Genomic DNA, 14,628 nt, shown 5'->3' with positions numbered 1-14,628 from the left:
TCTGTCGGTGTCAGGCAAGCCGTTCGATGCCCAGCAAAGGAAGGGTCATCCCGTTGGGGTGGCCCTTCTGCGTATACACAAAGTGCACCTCAATCGTGGTCCCGGTCATCCTGCACAGACAGGAAGGCCCTGTTGCCGTTATACTGGTGCCCATAAATGAACGGGAATGCAGCAAACGTCTGTCATGACGCAGGAAATGGCTGTGTTCCAGAAAATCATGGTCGTATGCAGCAGGCTGGTTGTCATGCTGTATACCCCCAGTTGCTTTGGAGAGTCGCATGTCTCGCAGAAGGGTCGTTGTTACCGGTCTTGGGCTGATAACACCTGTGGGTAACACCGTCGAAGAATCGTGGAAAAACATTACGGCGGGCAAGAGCGGTGTAAGTACCATCACTCATTTCGATGCCTCTCAGTTCAATACGCGCTTCTGCGGTGCGATCAAGGATTTCGATGCCGAAAGCTTTGGCATTGATCGCAAGAGCGCCCGCAAGATGGATCTGTTCGTCCAGTACGGCGTTGCGGCCGGTACTCAGGCCGTTGCTGATGCTGGCATTGAAGTCACCGAAGAAAACGCTCACCGCATCGGTGTGGCCATCGGTTCTGGTATCGGTGGTCTGCCGATGATCGAAACCAACCTGAATGCCATGAACGCTGGCGGCCCGCGCAAGATCTCTCCGTTCTTCGTTCCGGGGTCCATCATCAACATGGTGTCCGGCAACCTGGCGATCAAATTCGGCTTCACCGGCCCGAACTTTGCGATCACCACGGCCTGCACGACCGGTACGCACAACATCGGCTACTCCGCACGCACGATCGCTTATGGCGATGCTGACATCATGATCTGTGGCGGTGCCGAAATGGCATCTTGCGCACTCGGGATTGGCGGCTTCTCTGCTGCACGTGCGCTGTCCACGCGTAACGATGATCCGGCTGCGGCCAGCCGCCCGTGGGACCGTGACCGTGACGGTTTCGTACTGTCTGATGGTGCCGGTGTACTGGTGCTCGAAGAGTACGAACACGCTAAGGCGCGCGGCGCGAAGATCTATGCCGAGCTGTCTGGCTTCGGTATGAGCGACGACGCTCACCACATCACGGCGCCGAACGGTATCGGTGCAGAGATGGCCATGAAGAATGCCATCGCCGATGCGCGCATCGCTGCAGACCAGATCGACTATATCAACGCGCACGGCACATCGACCCAGCTGGGTGACTCCGGTGAAAGCCAGGCGATTGAAAACGTCATGGGGGATGCCGCGAAGCACGTTGCCGTCAGCTCCACTAAATCCATGATCGGCCACTTGCTGGGTGCTGCCGGTGCTGTGGAAGCGGCCTTTAGCGTGCTGGCCATCCGTGATCAGATCGCTCCGCCGACCATCAACCTCGACAATCCGAGCGAAGACTGCCGTCTGGATTACGTGCCGAACACGGCGCGCCAGATGAAGATCGAACACGCCATGAGCAACTCGTTCGGCTTCGGCGGTACCAACGGTACGCTGATCTTCAGCAAGATCTGATGATGGGTGCCCAGATGGAAACGATTCCGTCCGATGATCGCGGCTTGGCCTACGGTGACGGCGTTTTCGAAACCATTCTGGTGCAGCACGGCAAGCCCTCGCTGTGGGCCTGGCACTGCGCCAGGCTTGCGCGGGGGTGTCGTCGTCTGGGGTTCGAGCCACCTGCTCAGGCTGTGCTTGATGCCCAGTGCAGTGCACTGCCTGTCCATGGGTGTCATGTGCTCAAGCTGATCGTGACGCGAGGCAGCGGAGGGCGTGGCTACTGTCCGCCTGATGCGCCATTACCTCGCCTGATTAGCCGCCTGATGCCGTTCTCGCCCCAGCCGGTTCGCTGGCAAAAAGGCGTGACCGTGCGTCTGTGTGCGTTGACGATGGCTTCTCAGCCTCGACTGGCGGGGATCAAGCACCTCAATCGGCTAGAGAATGTACTGGCCCGTCAGGAGTGGCAGAGCTCTGACATCGCCGAAGGGCTGCTGTGCAATGCCCGCAGCGAGTTGGTTGAAGCCACGGCCATGAACGTGATCTGGTATCAGGAAGGTCGCTGGCTGACACCGCGCACCGATGAATGCGGTGTGCAGGGCACGCTGTCAGCGGCGCTGATGGATGCGGGCCATCTCTCGTATGGAACCTTGGCACTTGATGCACTTCCTGCGGTCAGACATCTGTGTGTACTCAACAGTGTGCAGGGCGTATGGCCTGTCCGACAGGTCGTCGATGCTCAGGGAAGCCCGCTGTCGGCGTACGACATCGACAGCCCCACCGTGCGCGAGCTTCAGCAACAGGCGCACGCGCTGCTGGGTTATGGCGATAGCGTTTCTTTCGAGCGCTGAGCGTCTCGAGTCCTCTCTGTATTCTTCTTTTCCCCGAGTCCATGGATGAAGGCGGGAATCTCAACCCGAGTCAGGTAGTTATGCGTGCAAGACGAGTAGCAGGACTGAGTCTGCTTCTGGCCGTGATCGTGGGCGGTGCCGCGGTGGGTGGCGGCTATGGGGCATGGTACTGGCAATGGCAGCGTCCAATTGCGCTGACCGCGCCGAAAGTATTTGAAATCGAACGCGGCATGGGTATTCGTCAGACGCTCGAACAGCTACAGCAGCAGGGCATTATTGCCTCGACATGGCCGTATCGTGCTAAAGCGTGGCTGGCCCCTGATCGGTTGCGTCATCTGAAGGCGGGCGAGTTCGCATTGGCCCCTGGCATGACGCCCGATCAGTTGATCGACAAGCTTTCCAGCGATGACGTCGTGACCTATGGCATGACGATCCCCGAAGGGCGCACGTTCGCTCAAATGCGTGCGCTGATGGATGCGCAGGTCAAGCTGGAGCATCGCACCGCTTCGCTGTCAGATGCAGAGCTGATGCGCCAGATTGGCCATGAGGGCGTGCCGCCGGAAGGACGCTTTCTGCCTACGACTTACCGCTATCACAAAGGCATGAGCGATATCACGCTCTATCGTCAGGCATTCGAGTTGATGAACAGTCGGCTTGATGAGGCGTGGCGCAAGCGCGATGAAGGACTTCCGTACCGTTCGCCAGATGAAGCGCTGGTCATGGCATCGCTGGTCGAAATGGAAACGGGCGTGCCCGAAGAGCGCAAGGCCATCGCCGGGGTATTCGTACGCCGTCTGGGCAAAGGCATGCGCTTGCAGACGGATCCTGCCGTGGCCTATGGGCTGAAGAAGAATGCCCGTACGCTGACACGTGCCGACCTGACGACGCCGACGCCGTACAATACCTATATGAACGAAGGGCTGCCGCCAACGCCGATCGCGCTGCCTGGACAGGCTGCTCTTGACGCGGCACTGCACCCTGCGCCGGGAAGTGCGCTTTACTTTGTGGCTACAGGGTCTGGCGGGCACCGCTTCTCCGACTCTCTGGAACAGCATCAGCAGGCCGTGCGCGACTATCTGCGCGTGCTACGTGCTGGCAATGCAAACAGCTCACACTAAATACGCCTTTGGGGAGCGATCCCGCTCCGTTAAAGGCCCCGCTGTCTGCCGACGACGGATGCAGCGGGTCTCTGCAATAGGAACCGGCGATGACGGCTGAATCCTTGTCTCGGCCCGCAGGTGCGGGACGATTCATTACTCTGGAAGGCGGCGAAGGCGTCGGTAAGACGACTAACGTACGCTTTCTAGTCGACCATCTGCGTGCCCGAGGCCTCGAAGTGGTACAGACCCGCGAACCGGGGGGGAGCCCGCAGGCCGAACGCATCCGCGAGTTACTGCTGACGCCTACTGACGATGATCCCTTGGTAGCGGATACCGAACTGCTGCTGATGTTCGCCGCGCGCGCTCAGCATCTGGCGGCGACGATCCTTCCGGCACTAGCGCGTGGTGCGGTAGTGGTATGCGACCGCTTTACCGATGCTACCTATGCCTATCAGGGTGCGGCGCGTGGTCTGGATGTCGAACGCATTGCGGTGTTGGAGCAGTTTGTGCAGCGAGGGCTTCAGCCTGACCTGACACTACTGCTGGATATGCCCGTCGAGGCGGCCCGTACGCGCGTCGAAGCAAGGGGAAAGCCGCTTGATCGCTTCGAAAACGAAGCTGCGGCTTTCTTCGAGAAGGTGCGCAGTGGCTATCTGACGCGGGCCGCGCAGTCCGAAGGACGCATGGTCACTGTCGATGCGTCTGGCACGCTGGCTGATGTACAGCAGCAGCTAGGCGCCGTGCTGGACGAACACCTTTTACGCTGGGGCCTGTGAGCCTCCGGAGCCGATCCGCATGAGTGAACTGGCTACGCTTCTGCAGGGAGCGCCCGCTGAAATGATGATGAAGGTGGATACGTTGTTGCCGTGGCAGCAGTCGTATTGGCATGACTTTCAGCATGCCCTAGCCAATGGCCGCTTGCCGCATGCCCTGTTGCTGGCGGGTGCTAGCGGACTGGGCAAGCAGGCATTGGCCGCCGCTATGGGTGCGCACCTGCTGTGCGAGCGCCGCGATACGTTGGCTGCTGAACAAATCAGTTGCGGGCAATGCCACAGCTGCATGATGCGTAAGGCGGGCAGTCACCCGGATCTGCTGGTAGTCGCGCCTGCCGAGCAGGGCAAGTTAATCCGCATCGACGCCGTGCGTGCAGTCAACGATTTCATGGCACAGACGGCGCAGCAGGGCGGCTACCGTGTCATCATGCTTAGCGGTGCTGACGCCATGACGGTAGGGGCGGCTAACGCGCTGCTCAAGACGCTGGAAGAACCCGGTGAGCGTACACTGTTCGTGCTGACCTCTGATCTTCCCTCGCGCGTGTTGCCAACGATCCTCAGCCGCTGTCAGCGCTGGACACTGGCCCATCCTCCTTATCAGGAGTGCGCCGCATGGTTGACCGCTCAGCTGGATGACGCCGACGAGGCCCAATTCTGGTGGCGCATTGCTGACGGAGCACCACTGCGTGCCGTGCGTTGTGGCCGTGGTGACTGGCGTCAGCTGCGACAGAAGATGATCGAACTGTTCGACGCACTGGTACGCGGTGCCGAGCCCGCTGCAGAAGCGGCCCGGTTGGATAAGCAACCGCTGCTGGACGTGCTCGACATCGGCATTGCCTGGCTGGAGGACCTTATTCGTCTGGGGCTGTCCGGTGATGAGCGCGGCGTCAGGAACGTCGATGTGCTGCCGCTATACCGTCAGGCCGTCAAGAACGGGCGCGTGCGCGACTGGTACCGCCTGCTGGACTATGCCCACGAGCAACGGCGCCTGCTGATGGCCGGTAGTAACCCCAATCCTATGCTGGTGCTTGAATCATGGCTCATTCGCTGGGCAGCACTGCTGCGCTCCTGAGCGGCCATTTTCAATCTGTTTTATGAAGGTGAATTACCCTGATGTCCGTCACTGTTTCTGATATTCCCGCGTCACCGCTCTCTTCGGACGAACTGTATCTCGTCGACTCTCACTGTCACCTTGATCGCCTTCGGCAGGGCGGTCTGTCCGAGCAGGAAATGGACGATATCGTCGCAGCGGCGCGTTATAACGGCGTGAAGCGCATGCTGACTCTGCCGACCACGCTGGATGACATGCCTGCCGTTGTCGCACTGGCCCGTCGCCATCCTGAAATCGTTTATGCCCTCGGGGTTCATCCGCTGACGCCGCTGGAGAATGAGCCGAGTCTGGATGAATTGCGCTCGCTGATTGAGCGCTATGAGCCGGTGGCCATTGGTGAGATTGGGCTGGATTACTGTACCGACGAGCAGGGTGAGTACCGTATCGCACCGGACATCCAGCGCGAACGCCTGAGGCGTCACCTTGTTGCTGCCACAGAAGCGCGGTTGCCCGTGTGCATCCATACCCGTGAAGCGCGCGAAGACACGCTGTCACTGCTTAAGGCGCATACCGATCCGGACGTCGGCGGTGTGCTGCACTGTTTTACCGGTGATCTGGAGATGGCGCGAGAAGCCGTACGTATGGGCTTCATGATCTCGATGTCCGGCATCGTGACGTTTCACAGTGCCGAGAACGTGCGCGAACTGGCGCGAGCGATCCCGCTGGATCGTCTGCTGATCGAAACGGATAGCCCTTATCTTGCGCCGGTACCGTTCCGCGGCAAGATGAACCAGCCCGCTTATGTGCTGGAAGTGGCGCGATGCATTGCCGACGTGCGCGGCATTTCGGTGGATGAGGTCATCATGCAAACGACGGCCAACTTCCACCGCTTGTTCAACCGTGTCAGCGCGGTCTGAACGCTGCGTCCGCCCGTGCTGACGGGCGGATCGGTAGCACTGCCTTTCCTTCTCTGAGCGTTTGCAGGTATACGCGGCCATGACCGATACGCTATCCACTTCCACTCCCGTTGATGCCCTGATGGCGCGTCTGACGCCCGAGCAGCATGCCGTCGTCCAGCATGCACAGGGACACGCCCGCGTAGCGGCCGTTGCAGGGGCGGGCAAGACGTCGACGATGGTGGCACGGGTGATGCACCTGCTGGCGCAGGGCGTTGCGGCTGAGCGCATCATGGTACTGATGTTCAATCGGCAGGCGCGCGAAGACTTTGCCCGTAAGCTCAAGGAAGTGGCGCAGCCTGGGCAGAAACTGCCCCAGGTGCGTACGTTCCACTCAGTGGGGCATCGCCTGACGGACACGCTGAGCCGCTGGGGCGTGCTGTCGCCGGCGACGCTGCTCGGGGCCGAATGGCAGTGGGAGCGCCTGTGCCGCCAAGCGGTACAGCAAGTGATGCAGGATGAAGATGACGATGCCGCTGAAGCCGCGCTGGAAGAAGACCGTGTCGGATTGTTCAGCCAATTCTGCGATCAGGTGAAAGGGCGTCTGGAAGCCCCCGAACTGTTGGTCGAAGGCGATGAGTTCGGTGAAGGCTGTCGTCATTTCCCTTCCGCTTATTACCGTTTGCAGGCGATGATGACCGAGCAGCGCGTGATGGGCTATGCCGACTTGATCCATCGCCCTCTTAAGGTGCTGGTCAAGGATAAGGCGTTGCGTGAGCGTGTCAGCGGCTTTCTTGATCATGTGATCGTTGATGAGTATCAGGATATCAACGAAGCGCAGAACTGCCTGTTGGCGATTCTTGCCGCGGGTCGCGCCCAGGTGATGGCCGTTGGCGATGCCAACCAGTGCATCTATGCGTGGCGCGGCGCTAGCGTCGATGCCATGAAACAGAGCTTTGAGCGTCGTTTCGGGTCCCCCGTCGACTACCCGCTGTCCTATACCTTCCGGCACGGGCATGCGCTGGCGCTGCTGGCGAACCATGCCATTGCTGGCAGTGCCGATCCCAACAGCCCCCAGACCCTTTCTGCGCCGGGTACACCGGATACGACGGTTTCTACGGCAACCGGGATGACGCAGGCACTCGAAACGCTGACCCGTTGGCGAGAACAGGTGAGCGATAGCAATATCGCAGTGCTGGTACGCAGTTGGCATCAGAGCGTTGCCCTTCAGCTTCACCTTTTGCGTCAGGGTATTCCGTTTCGGCTCGGGCGCTCGGAGCGCTTTGTCTTTCAGCTGCCGCTGGTGCGAGCACTGGCTGGCTATCTGGAAGTGGCTCGTCATCCGCTGCTGATGGGTGACGCCGATCACCTGCAGCTACTGTTCTCTCAACCTCCGGCATTCGTCAGTCGTGACGTGCTACGGACGCTGTGCCAGCAACTGGCACAGACAGGAGAGTGGCCTTCTGCGGCTGCTCCTGTGCTGGCAGCACTTAAACCATTCCAGCAGCGCTCGCTGCGCCAGCGCTGGGCTCTGATCCAGAAGCTGCCTCAGTGGCGCGATGCGCGACCTGCCGATCTGCTGGAGCATGTCACTACGACGCTGGGGGCTGACAAGCTGCTGCGCCGTGCCGCTGTGCGACGAGAGAAGGGTGAGGAAGACATTCGCCTGATGGATGTGTTGATCGAACAGGCCGGAGAGCTGGCCGATGACATCGACAGCTTCATTACCCTGTTGAAGACGCCTGAAGGTCCACAGGGGGATGCGGGAGATGGATTGCTGATTTCGACCATGCACGGTGCCAAAGGGCTGGAATGGTCGCGGGTAATGCTGTGGGGACTGAACGAAGAAGAGTGCCCGCTCTACAGTCGCGACACCCCCTTGACTAAGGAAAGCCTCGATGAAGAGCGCCGCCTGTTCTACGTGGGCGTGACGCGCGCACGCGAAGCACTGGTGCTGATCAATGACGGCGGCCAGCATCGCCCCAGTCGTTTTCTGGAAGAGTGCGCATGGCAGGACGTCATGGCCGTGCGTGAAGCACTGGCCCATCGTGATGACGAAATGCCGACAGTGGCAGTGCGCCATCCGGCTATCGTCAAGCGCTATCTAGCGGCCCAGCAGCTCACGCTGGACATCAAGGCGAAACCTAAGCCTAAGCCAACATCCGCACCGGCAGCAGCCCATGGCGACAGTGCGGCGCGCTCGACGATCAAACGCAGTGCAGGACCAATTACCGATCCTGATGCAGAGTGGCAGGTAGGCGATCAGCTACGCCATGGCCGTTTTGGTGAAGGCGTTGTCGTTCATGTTCGCGGCAGTGGCCCGCACTGCGTGATAGAGGTCCGCTTTGATCACAAGCGCGGCGTTACCAAACTGATGGCATCGCAGGCGCCTATCTCGCGTCTATGAGCCAGTAGAGGTAGGTGCCGCATGCTGCAAGTGCCTGCCAAAAGACCGCCTTGCACCTCATAATGCCAATGGCTGTAGTGCTTGCTGGTATCCGTACTTCTGCTGTTGTTGGCACTAATGGCTACTTCCCCTTGGTACCCACCCCATGTTCAGCACACCGCCTCGCTGTTGTATGTCATTTATCGGCGAACACATGCGTTGTCATCCGCTGACGGGCAAAACTCACCTTCCTTCCCTGACGCTATTCATGGGGGGTGAGTAAGGTTGGCCTTTTTTCTGCTACGTTCCCGCTGAGTGACACTGTAGCTCGTGGCTTGTCCCCGCTTACCGCATCCGCTCATCCATAATCCTCTGAGTGACAAGAGACGATCTATTGGCTGACCGATAGATATGGTCGATAAGCCCCTGCGGTATTGCCACTCATCAAGGAAGCATTGCCTGTCGATGATGTAGTGCAGTGCTCTTCACCGCGTGAGAAGAAGATTATGACGCTCTGGGATATGTCCGATATGTTCATGCCGCAATGAGTATTTGTTATTTTATTGCAAAATAGGGCATGGCTAATAACCGCGATGGTCTTGCTATCACATCATGGATAGCAAAAAGGCACTTCGTTCTATTTTTAAGTGCGATGGGGTGAGTGATGGGGCGCAAGTGTCATTCGTTATGCATGACGTTTCATCACTTCGCATTGTTTGTCGTAGACTTTCTTTTTGTAAAACTGGGAAAGGCAACATGCAGTAGACAACGTAGTAATATCGCTGGATTTACGTGTGAAGGGATTAAGTGGTCACTAAAGGTTATTTGTTAATTGCCGAATAACAACAGATAGGGCAGAATACCCTCCCTAAGACGAGTGACACCTCTCGTCAAAAAATCTGGTTGTTGCTTACTTATTGATTCAACAGGGAAATAAACATGATCTATTGTCAGGGTTGTGGTAAAGAGATGCACGAAAGTGCCCAGGCTTGCCCGTCTTGCGGCGCGCCGAGCACCGGTGCTACCACTGGGGGAAAAAGTAAGGTCGTAGCGGGTATCCTCGCGATCTTCCTCGGCGCATTCGGTATTCACCGTTTCTACCTCGGTAATATCGGTCTGGGTATCCTTTACCTGCTGTTCTTCTGGACGGGTATTCCGGGTATCGTCGCTTTCATCGAAGGCCTGGTATTCCTGTGTGGCGACGAACAGAAGTTCAACGCGAAGTATAATCGCCGCTGATTCTTATCGCTGATAAGTTTCTCTGCGCCGTGCATAGCCTATATGCACGGCGTTGTTGTATATATGGCATCATTGGCGTCAACCGATTTGAAAGTGAGGCAGCGATGAGCGATACGGACAATACATCTGAAAACACACTGGTGCCGACCGAGCAAGAAGAACAGGGCAATGTGCCCGCGGAAAGCAAGGCCAATGCACTGCGCCCCAATATGATCTACTGCTACGGTTGTGGTCAGCAGATTCATCAGCAGGCGCGCGCGTGCCCGCACTGTGGCGCACCTAGCCGCAGTGCCGATTCGTTGCAGAACGTGTTGGGTGGCAAGGGTAAGAACCGGATCGTGGCCGCTGTGCTGGCTTTCTGGCTGGGCATCTTCGGTGCGCATCGCTTCTATCTGGGCAACCCGATCATGGCGATCTTCTACATCCTGTTCTTCTGGACGCTGATCCCGTCATTCGTTGCCTTGGGTGAAGGGATCTATTTCCTCTGCATGGACCCACAGCGCTTCGACGAAAAATACAATCGTCGGCGTTGAGTATCGTCCATCATGCGCCATTGAGAACGCCAGCGGGGAGAACCCTCTGGCGTTCTTGCATTCGGGCGGTGTAGTGCCGTTGGGCACGTGTCTTGTAGAAGTGGTGAGGATAGTGGGTAGGCCCGATAATATGCCACCTGCCACCTGCCACCTGCCACCTGCCACCTGCCACCTGCCACCTGCCACCTGCCACCTGCCACCTGCCACCTGCCACCTGCCACCTGCCAACAGCCACCTGCCAACAGCCACCTGCCAACAGCCAACAGCCAACAGCCAACAGCCAACAGCCAACAGCCAACAGCCAACAGCCAACAGCCAACAGCCAACAGCCAACAGCCAGATTTGGGCGGCGTGTGTTCTATTGCGGTGGTGAGTGGTCTTCAGCATATCTATGCAAGCACCTTGCTCATCACTTTTATATCGGTGTGTTCGTTTGACTCTAAAAAAGCCCGGCATCTCTTGCCTCGGGTGACGCTGGCGGATCAGCGGGGGCGAGGTCGGATGCCGGGCTTTCGTTCGATATCGTGACAGCCAATTGTCAGCCCAGTGGCTGGCGGTGGCCTGTCTCTCATACCGTGTTTACATGTTGAGTACGTTTACATATTGGGATAGTTAGGCCCGCTGCCGCCTTCCGGGGCCGTCCAGGTAATATTGCGCGACGGGTCCTTAATATCGCAGGTCTTGCAGTGAATGCAGTTGGCCGGATTGATCTGGAAGGCGGGGCCATCATCGGTGGTGATGATCTCGTAGACCCCTGCCGGGCAGTAGCGCTGTGCCGGTTCATCGAACAGCGGCAGATTGACCCGAACCGGCACCTGCGGATCGGTCAGCTTCAGATGGCAAGGCTGACGTTCGTCATGCTGGGTATTGGCTAGATAAACGGATGACGTGCGGTCGAATGATAGCTTGCCGTCAGGTGCGGGGTAGGCAAACGGTGTGCAATCACGGGCAAAGCGCAGGCGCTGATAGTCGGGCACGCGATCGTGCAGCGTAGGCAGGATGCGTCCACGCGTCCACTGATCGAATAGGTTCCAGCCGCCGCCCATCAGCGTTCCCATGCGGTGCAAGGCCGGGCCGAAGCTGCGCGTCTTGTTGAGGGCCTCATAGGCCCAGCTGGCCTTGAAGCGCTGCTCGATATCTGTCGTGGTGGGTTGCTGACGGGCCGGCGACTGCTCGCGGTGTAGTGCTTCAAAGGCGGATTCTGCCGCTAACATGCCCGATTTCATCGCCATGTGAATGCCTTTAATGCGCGAGAAGTCGAGCGTGCCTGCATCGCAGCCGATCAGCATACCGCCGGGAAAGGTCTGCTTGGGCAGGCTATTGAGGCCGCCCTTGGTGATGCTGCGGGCGCCGTATGCCAGACGAGTGCCGCCTTCCAGTACCTTGGCGAACAGCGGGTGGTGTTTCATGCGCTGGAATTCATCGAACGGCGACAGGTGCGGATTGCGGTAGTCCAGATCGACGATCAGTCCTACCATGACCTGACGGTTGGCACCGTGATAAAGGAAGCTGCCGCCGCTGGCACGGCCGTTGAGCGGCCAGCCTGATGCGTGGGTGATCTCGCCAGGGCAATGCTGCTCGGCGGGCACTTCCCATAGTTCTTTGAAGCCAATCGCATAGTGCTGTGCATCGCGCTGATGGTCGAGAGCAAAACGCTTGATCAGCTGCTTACCCAAATGGCCGCGCGAGCCTTCAGCGAACAGTGTCAGCGGTGCTTCCAGCTGTATGCCCGGTTCGAAATCATCGCGGGGCACCTCGTTGGCATCCAGTCCCATGTCGCCGGTCACGACGCCTTTGACATGGCCTTCTTCATCCAGTGCCAGTGATTGGGCAGCAAAGCCGGGGAAGATATCGACCCCCAGCGCTTCGGCCTGTTCGCCAAGCCAGCGGCACAGATCGCCGGCGCTGATCACGTAGCTGTCGTGGTTGTGCATAGACGGCGGCACGAAGGGCGAGGGCACGGTGATCGCATGCTTGGCGCTGGTCAGCAGACAGACCTTTTCCTTGGTGACAGCAGTGGTCACGGGAGCGCCGCGTTCTTTCCAGTCTGGAAACAGTTCGCTTAGCGCCGTCGTGTCCAGCAGCGCCCCCGACAGAATATGCGCACCGATTTCAGCGCCCTTTTCGAGCACGGCCACCGAGAGCTCGCAGCCCGCATCCTTGGCCAGCTGTCGTAGGCGACAGGCGGCGGCCAGACCGGCAGGTCCCGCACCTACGATGATGACGTCGAATTCCATGACTTCGCGTTCCACGATGATCTCCTGTGTCGAAAACGGGCTTTGACCCGTTACCGGATATGGGGTGAAAAGGGCGCATCATGCTAGACTCTCTGCCTTCATCCTTCTAGCGTGTTGCATCGAAGGACGGAGGGGCAGGGGCGCCAGCGGCCGACACGGTAGGTCTTACCTAATATGTACGCTTATTGTACACGAGCGAGCGTACATGATGACGGCTGATGACATGGCGCATCACGCTCTGGCCGACCGAAGCGATGCAACGCGGGTCCCCTGACACTATTTGCATACACATGAACACGAGGATGCCATGAAGGTACTCGTCGCGATCAAGCGCGTCATTGATCACAACGTGAAAGTGCGGGTCAATGCGGAAAATACCGCCGTTGACCAAGCTCACGTGAAAATGGCCATGAACCCCTTCTGCGAAATTGCCGTGGAAGAAGCGGTTCGGCTCAAGGAAAAGGGCATCGCGTCCGAGACGGTTGCCGTGACGATCGGTCCGCAGGCCGCTCAAGAGCAGCTGCGCGCCGCTCTAGCGCTGGGCATCGACCGCGTCATTCATATTGAGACGGAAGAAGCGCTTGAGTCGCTGGCCGTCGCCAAACTGCTGAAAGTGATCGCCGAAGAAGAGCAGCCGGGCCTTGTGCTGCTGGGCAAGCAGTCCATCGACACCGACAACAACCAGACCGGGCAGATGCTGTCTGCACTGCTGGGCTGGGCGCAGGGCACGTATGCTTCTGAACTGTCGTTCGAACATGAAGGCTACTGTGTCGTTACGCGTGAAATCGATGACGGCCTAGAAACGCTGTCGCTGCGCTTGCCGGCTGTCGTCACGGTGGATCTGCGTCTCAACGAGCCGCGCTATGCGCGCCTGCCGGCCATCATGAAGGCGAAGAAAAAACCGATCGACACGCGTCAGGCGGCCGACATGGGTATTGATCTGACGCCTCATCTCGAACGCCTTAGCGTCGAGCTGCCGCCGGAGCGTCAGGCGGGTGTCATGGTGGACTCCGTCGATGAACTGATCGACCGACTGAAGAACGAAGCGAAGGTGCTGTCATGAGTGTGCTGGTTCTAGGTGAACATCGTGAAGGCGTTCTGAGCAGCGCAATGCCGCACGTCGTGGCGGCGGCGCGTCAGCTGAGCGATGAGGTGGACGTGCTGATCGTTGGCTTCGACGTCAATCTGGCACTGGGTGAAGCGGCCAAGCTGGACGGTGTGCGTCATGTGCTGGCAGCCGATTCCGTGCATCTGGTGCATCCGTTGGCCGAAGACGTCACGCAGGTTATTCTGCCGCTGATGGACAGTTACAGCCATCTGTTGGTAGCGAACAGTGCCATAGGTCGCAGTGTGCTGCCGCGGGTAGCGGCGCTGTTGGACGTTTCCCCGATCTCCGATGTGATCGCGATCAAAGATGACGCCACGTTCGTGCGCCCCGCCTATGCGGGCAGCGTGCTGGAGACCGTGCGTTCCCGAGATGATAAGAAACTGTTGACGGTTCGTCCGACCGCTTTCGAGCCGGTCGAGATTTTGTCGCGCATGAACGCGCGCTTCGAGGTGGCCGCAACGGCGGCACCCAGCAGTCAGGTGCAGTTCGTATCGGAAGACATTGACGAAAACGATGGTCCGACGCTGTCGAACGCGCGCATCGTCGTTTCCGGTGGTCGTGGGGTCGGCAGTGCCGACAACTTCCTGCTGTTGGCTGCGTTGGCAGACAAGTTGGATGCGGCCATCGGTGCCTCACGTGCCGCTGTTGATGCTGGTTTCGTGCCCAACGACCTGCAGGTCGGCCAGACCGGCAAGATCGTGGCGCCTGAGCTATATATTGCGGTAGGTATCTCTGGTGCAATCCAGCACCAAGCGGGCATGCAGGACTCCAAGGTGATTGTGGCGATCAACCAGGATCCTGAAGCTCCGATCTTCCGCATTGCCGATTACGGGCTTGTCGGGAACCTGCTTGAAGTACTGCCGGAACTCGAACGCAAGCTGTGAGGTCGTAGTCAGTGCGCGCTTCCCGCCGATCGAGTGGAAAGCGCGCACTGTCGCATCGAGATCATGTCAGGAAAGGT

12 protein-coding genes are annotated in these 14,628 nt (G+C 58.9%); 11 read left to right on the top strand and 1 reads right to left on the bottom strand.

Features of this window, described 5'->3' with window-relative positions:
- Positions 1 to 278: 278 nt before the first annotated feature.
- The 9 genes from fabF to ACMHYW_RS09820 all read left to right on the top strand — a co-directional run bounded on the left by fabF (position 279) and on the right by ACMHYW_RS09820 (position 10,322).
- Positions 279 to 1,514 (top strand): beta-ketoacyl-ACP synthase II, encoded by a 1,236-nt coding sequence (fabF, locus tag ACMHYW_RS09860; protein ID WP_414499775.1) that lies wholly within the window; start codon positions 279 to 281, stop codon positions 1,512 to 1,514.
- Positions 1,514 to 2,344 (top strand): aminodeoxychorismate lyase, encoded by an 831-nt coding sequence (gene pabC / locus ACMHYW_RS09855; protein ID WP_414499774.1) that lies wholly within the window; start codon positions 1,514 to 1,516, stop codon positions 2,342 to 2,344. Before fabF ends, pabC begins: the two co-directional genes overlap by 1 nt.
- 80 nt (positions 2,345 to 2,424) lie before the next feature.
- Complete coding sequence (mltG, locus tag ACMHYW_RS09850) at positions 2,425 to 3,462, top strand: endolytic transglycosylase MltG (RefSeq protein WP_414499773.1); 1,038 nt, start codon at positions 2,425 to 2,427, stop codon at positions 3,460 to 3,462.
- Between the two features lie 89 nt (positions 3,463 to 3,551).
- The gene (gene tmk, locus ACMHYW_RS09845) at positions 3,552 to 4,220 is read left to right on the top strand and encodes a dTMP kinase (protein WP_414499772.1); all 669 of its coding nucleotides are present in this window, start codon (positions 3,552 to 3,554) and stop codon (positions 4,218 to 4,220) included.
- Between the two features lie 67 nt (positions 4,221 to 4,287).
- Complete coding sequence (locus ACMHYW_RS09840) at positions 4,288 to 5,289, top strand: DNA polymerase III subunit delta' (RefSeq protein WP_414501498.1); 1,002 nt, start codon at positions 4,288 to 4,290, stop codon at positions 5,287 to 5,289.
- A 41-nt stretch (positions 5,290 to 5,330) separates the two neighbouring features.
- Positions 5,331 to 6,185: a TatD family hydrolase gene (locus ACMHYW_RS09835; RefSeq protein WP_414499771.1), complete on the top strand. Its 855-nt coding sequence runs from the start codon at positions 5,331 to 5,333 to the stop codon at positions 6,183 to 6,185.
- A gap of 79 nt (positions 6,186 to 6,264) precedes the next feature.
- A complete protein-coding gene (locus ACMHYW_RS09830) occupies positions 6,265 to 8,571 on the top strand; it encodes an ATP-dependent helicase (protein WP_414499770.1) in 2,307 nt (768 codons plus the stop codon).
- A 918-nt stretch (positions 8,572 to 9,489) separates the two neighbouring features.
- Entirely contained in the window at positions 9,490 to 9,789 is a 300-nt protein-coding gene (locus ACMHYW_RS09825) for a TM2 domain-containing protein (RefSeq protein WP_038277756.1), read from the top strand.
- A gap of 104 nt (positions 9,790 to 9,893) precedes the next feature.
- A complete protein-coding gene (locus ACMHYW_RS09820; protein ID WP_414499769.1) occupies positions 9,894 to 10,322 on the top strand; it encodes an NINE protein in 429 nt (142 codons plus the stop codon).
- A gap of 596 nt (positions 10,323 to 10,918) precedes the next feature.
- On the opposite strand, the gene ACMHYW_RS09815 is transcribed toward ACMHYW_RS09820, so the two are convergent.
- On the bottom strand, positions 10,919 to 12,559 hold the full coding sequence (locus ACMHYW_RS09815) for an electron transfer flavoprotein-ubiquinone oxidoreductase (protein ID WP_414501497.1): 1,641 nt from the start codon (positions 12,557 to 12,559) through the stop codon (positions 10,919 to 10,921).
- A gap of 307 nt (positions 12,560 to 12,866) precedes the next feature.
- Between ACMHYW_RS09815 and ACMHYW_RS09810 the strand changes: the two genes are divergently transcribed.
- Positions 12,867 to 13,622 carry an electron transfer flavoprotein subunit beta/FixA family protein gene (locus tag ACMHYW_RS09810; protein ID WP_027704672.1) on the top strand — a complete coding sequence of 252 codons (756 nt, stop codon included), beginning with the start codon at positions 12,867 to 12,869 and terminating at the stop codon, positions 13,620 to 13,622.
- Positions 13,619 to 14,551, top strand: coding sequence for an electron transfer flavoprotein subunit alpha/FixB family protein (locus tag ACMHYW_RS09805; protein WP_414499768.1), 933 nt, complete (start codon positions 13,619 to 13,621; stop codon positions 14,549 to 14,551). The genes ACMHYW_RS09810 and ACMHYW_RS09805 overlap by 4 nt, the downstream gene beginning before the upstream one ends.
- The last annotated feature ends 77 nt before the right edge of the window (positions 14,552 to 14,628 follow it).

Origin of the sequence: Zymobacter sp. IVIA_12111.31 C1, assembly GCF_047495495.1 — a bacterium.
Classification (GTDB): Bacteria; Pseudomonadota; Gammaproteobacteria; order Pseudomonadales; family Halomonadaceae; genus Zymobacter.
This window is presented reverse-complemented; position numbering and strand designations above follow the sequence as displayed.

Excerpts from the sequence above, each read along its gene's own strand:
- ACMHYW_RS09840 (WP_414501498.1), top strand. The coding sequence starts at position 4,288 with ATGAAGGTGGATACGTTGTTGCCGTGGCAGCAGTCGTATTGGCATGAC.
- mltG (WP_414499773.1), top strand. The coding sequence starts at position 2,425 with ATGCGTGCAAGACGAGTAGCAGGACTGAGTCTGCTTCTGGCCGTGATC.
- ACMHYW_RS09815 (WP_414501497.1), bottom strand. The coding sequence starts at position 12,559 with ATGGAATTCGACGTCATCATCGTAGGTGCGGGACCTGCCGGTCTGGCC.
- ACMHYW_RS09835 (WP_414499771.1), top strand. The coding sequence starts at position 5,331 with ATGTCCGTCACTGTTTCTGATATTCCCGCGTCACCGCTCTCTTCGGAC.
- ACMHYW_RS09825 (WP_038277756.1), top strand. The coding sequence starts at position 9,490 with ATGATCTATTGTCAGGGTTGTGGTAAAGAGATGCACGAAAGTGCCCAG.
- tmk (WP_414499772.1), top strand. The coding sequence starts at position 3,552 with ATGACGGCTGAATCCTTGTCTCGGCCCGCAGGTGCGGGACGATTCATT.
- ACMHYW_RS09805 (WP_414499768.1), top strand. The coding sequence starts at position 13,619 with ATGAGTGTGCTGGTTCTAGGTGAACATCGTGAAGGCGTTCTGAGCAGC.
- pabC (WP_414499774.1), top strand. The coding sequence starts at position 1,514 with ATGATGGGTGCCCAGATGGAAACGATTCCGTCCGATGATCGCGGCTTG.
- ACMHYW_RS09810 (WP_027704672.1), top strand. The coding sequence starts at position 12,867 with ATGAAGGTACTCGTCGCGATCAAGCGCGTCATTGATCACAACGTGAAA.
- ACMHYW_RS09820 (WP_414499769.1), top strand. The coding sequence starts at position 9,894 with ATGAGCGATACGGACAATACATCTGAAAACACACTGGTGCCGACCGAG.
- ACMHYW_RS09830 (WP_414499770.1), top strand. The coding sequence starts at position 6,265 with ATGACCGATACGCTATCCACTTCCACTCCCGTTGATGCCCTGATGGCG.
- fabF (WP_414499775.1), top strand. The coding sequence starts at position 279 with ATGTCTCGCAGAAGGGTCGTTGTTACCGGTCTTGGGCTGATAACACCT.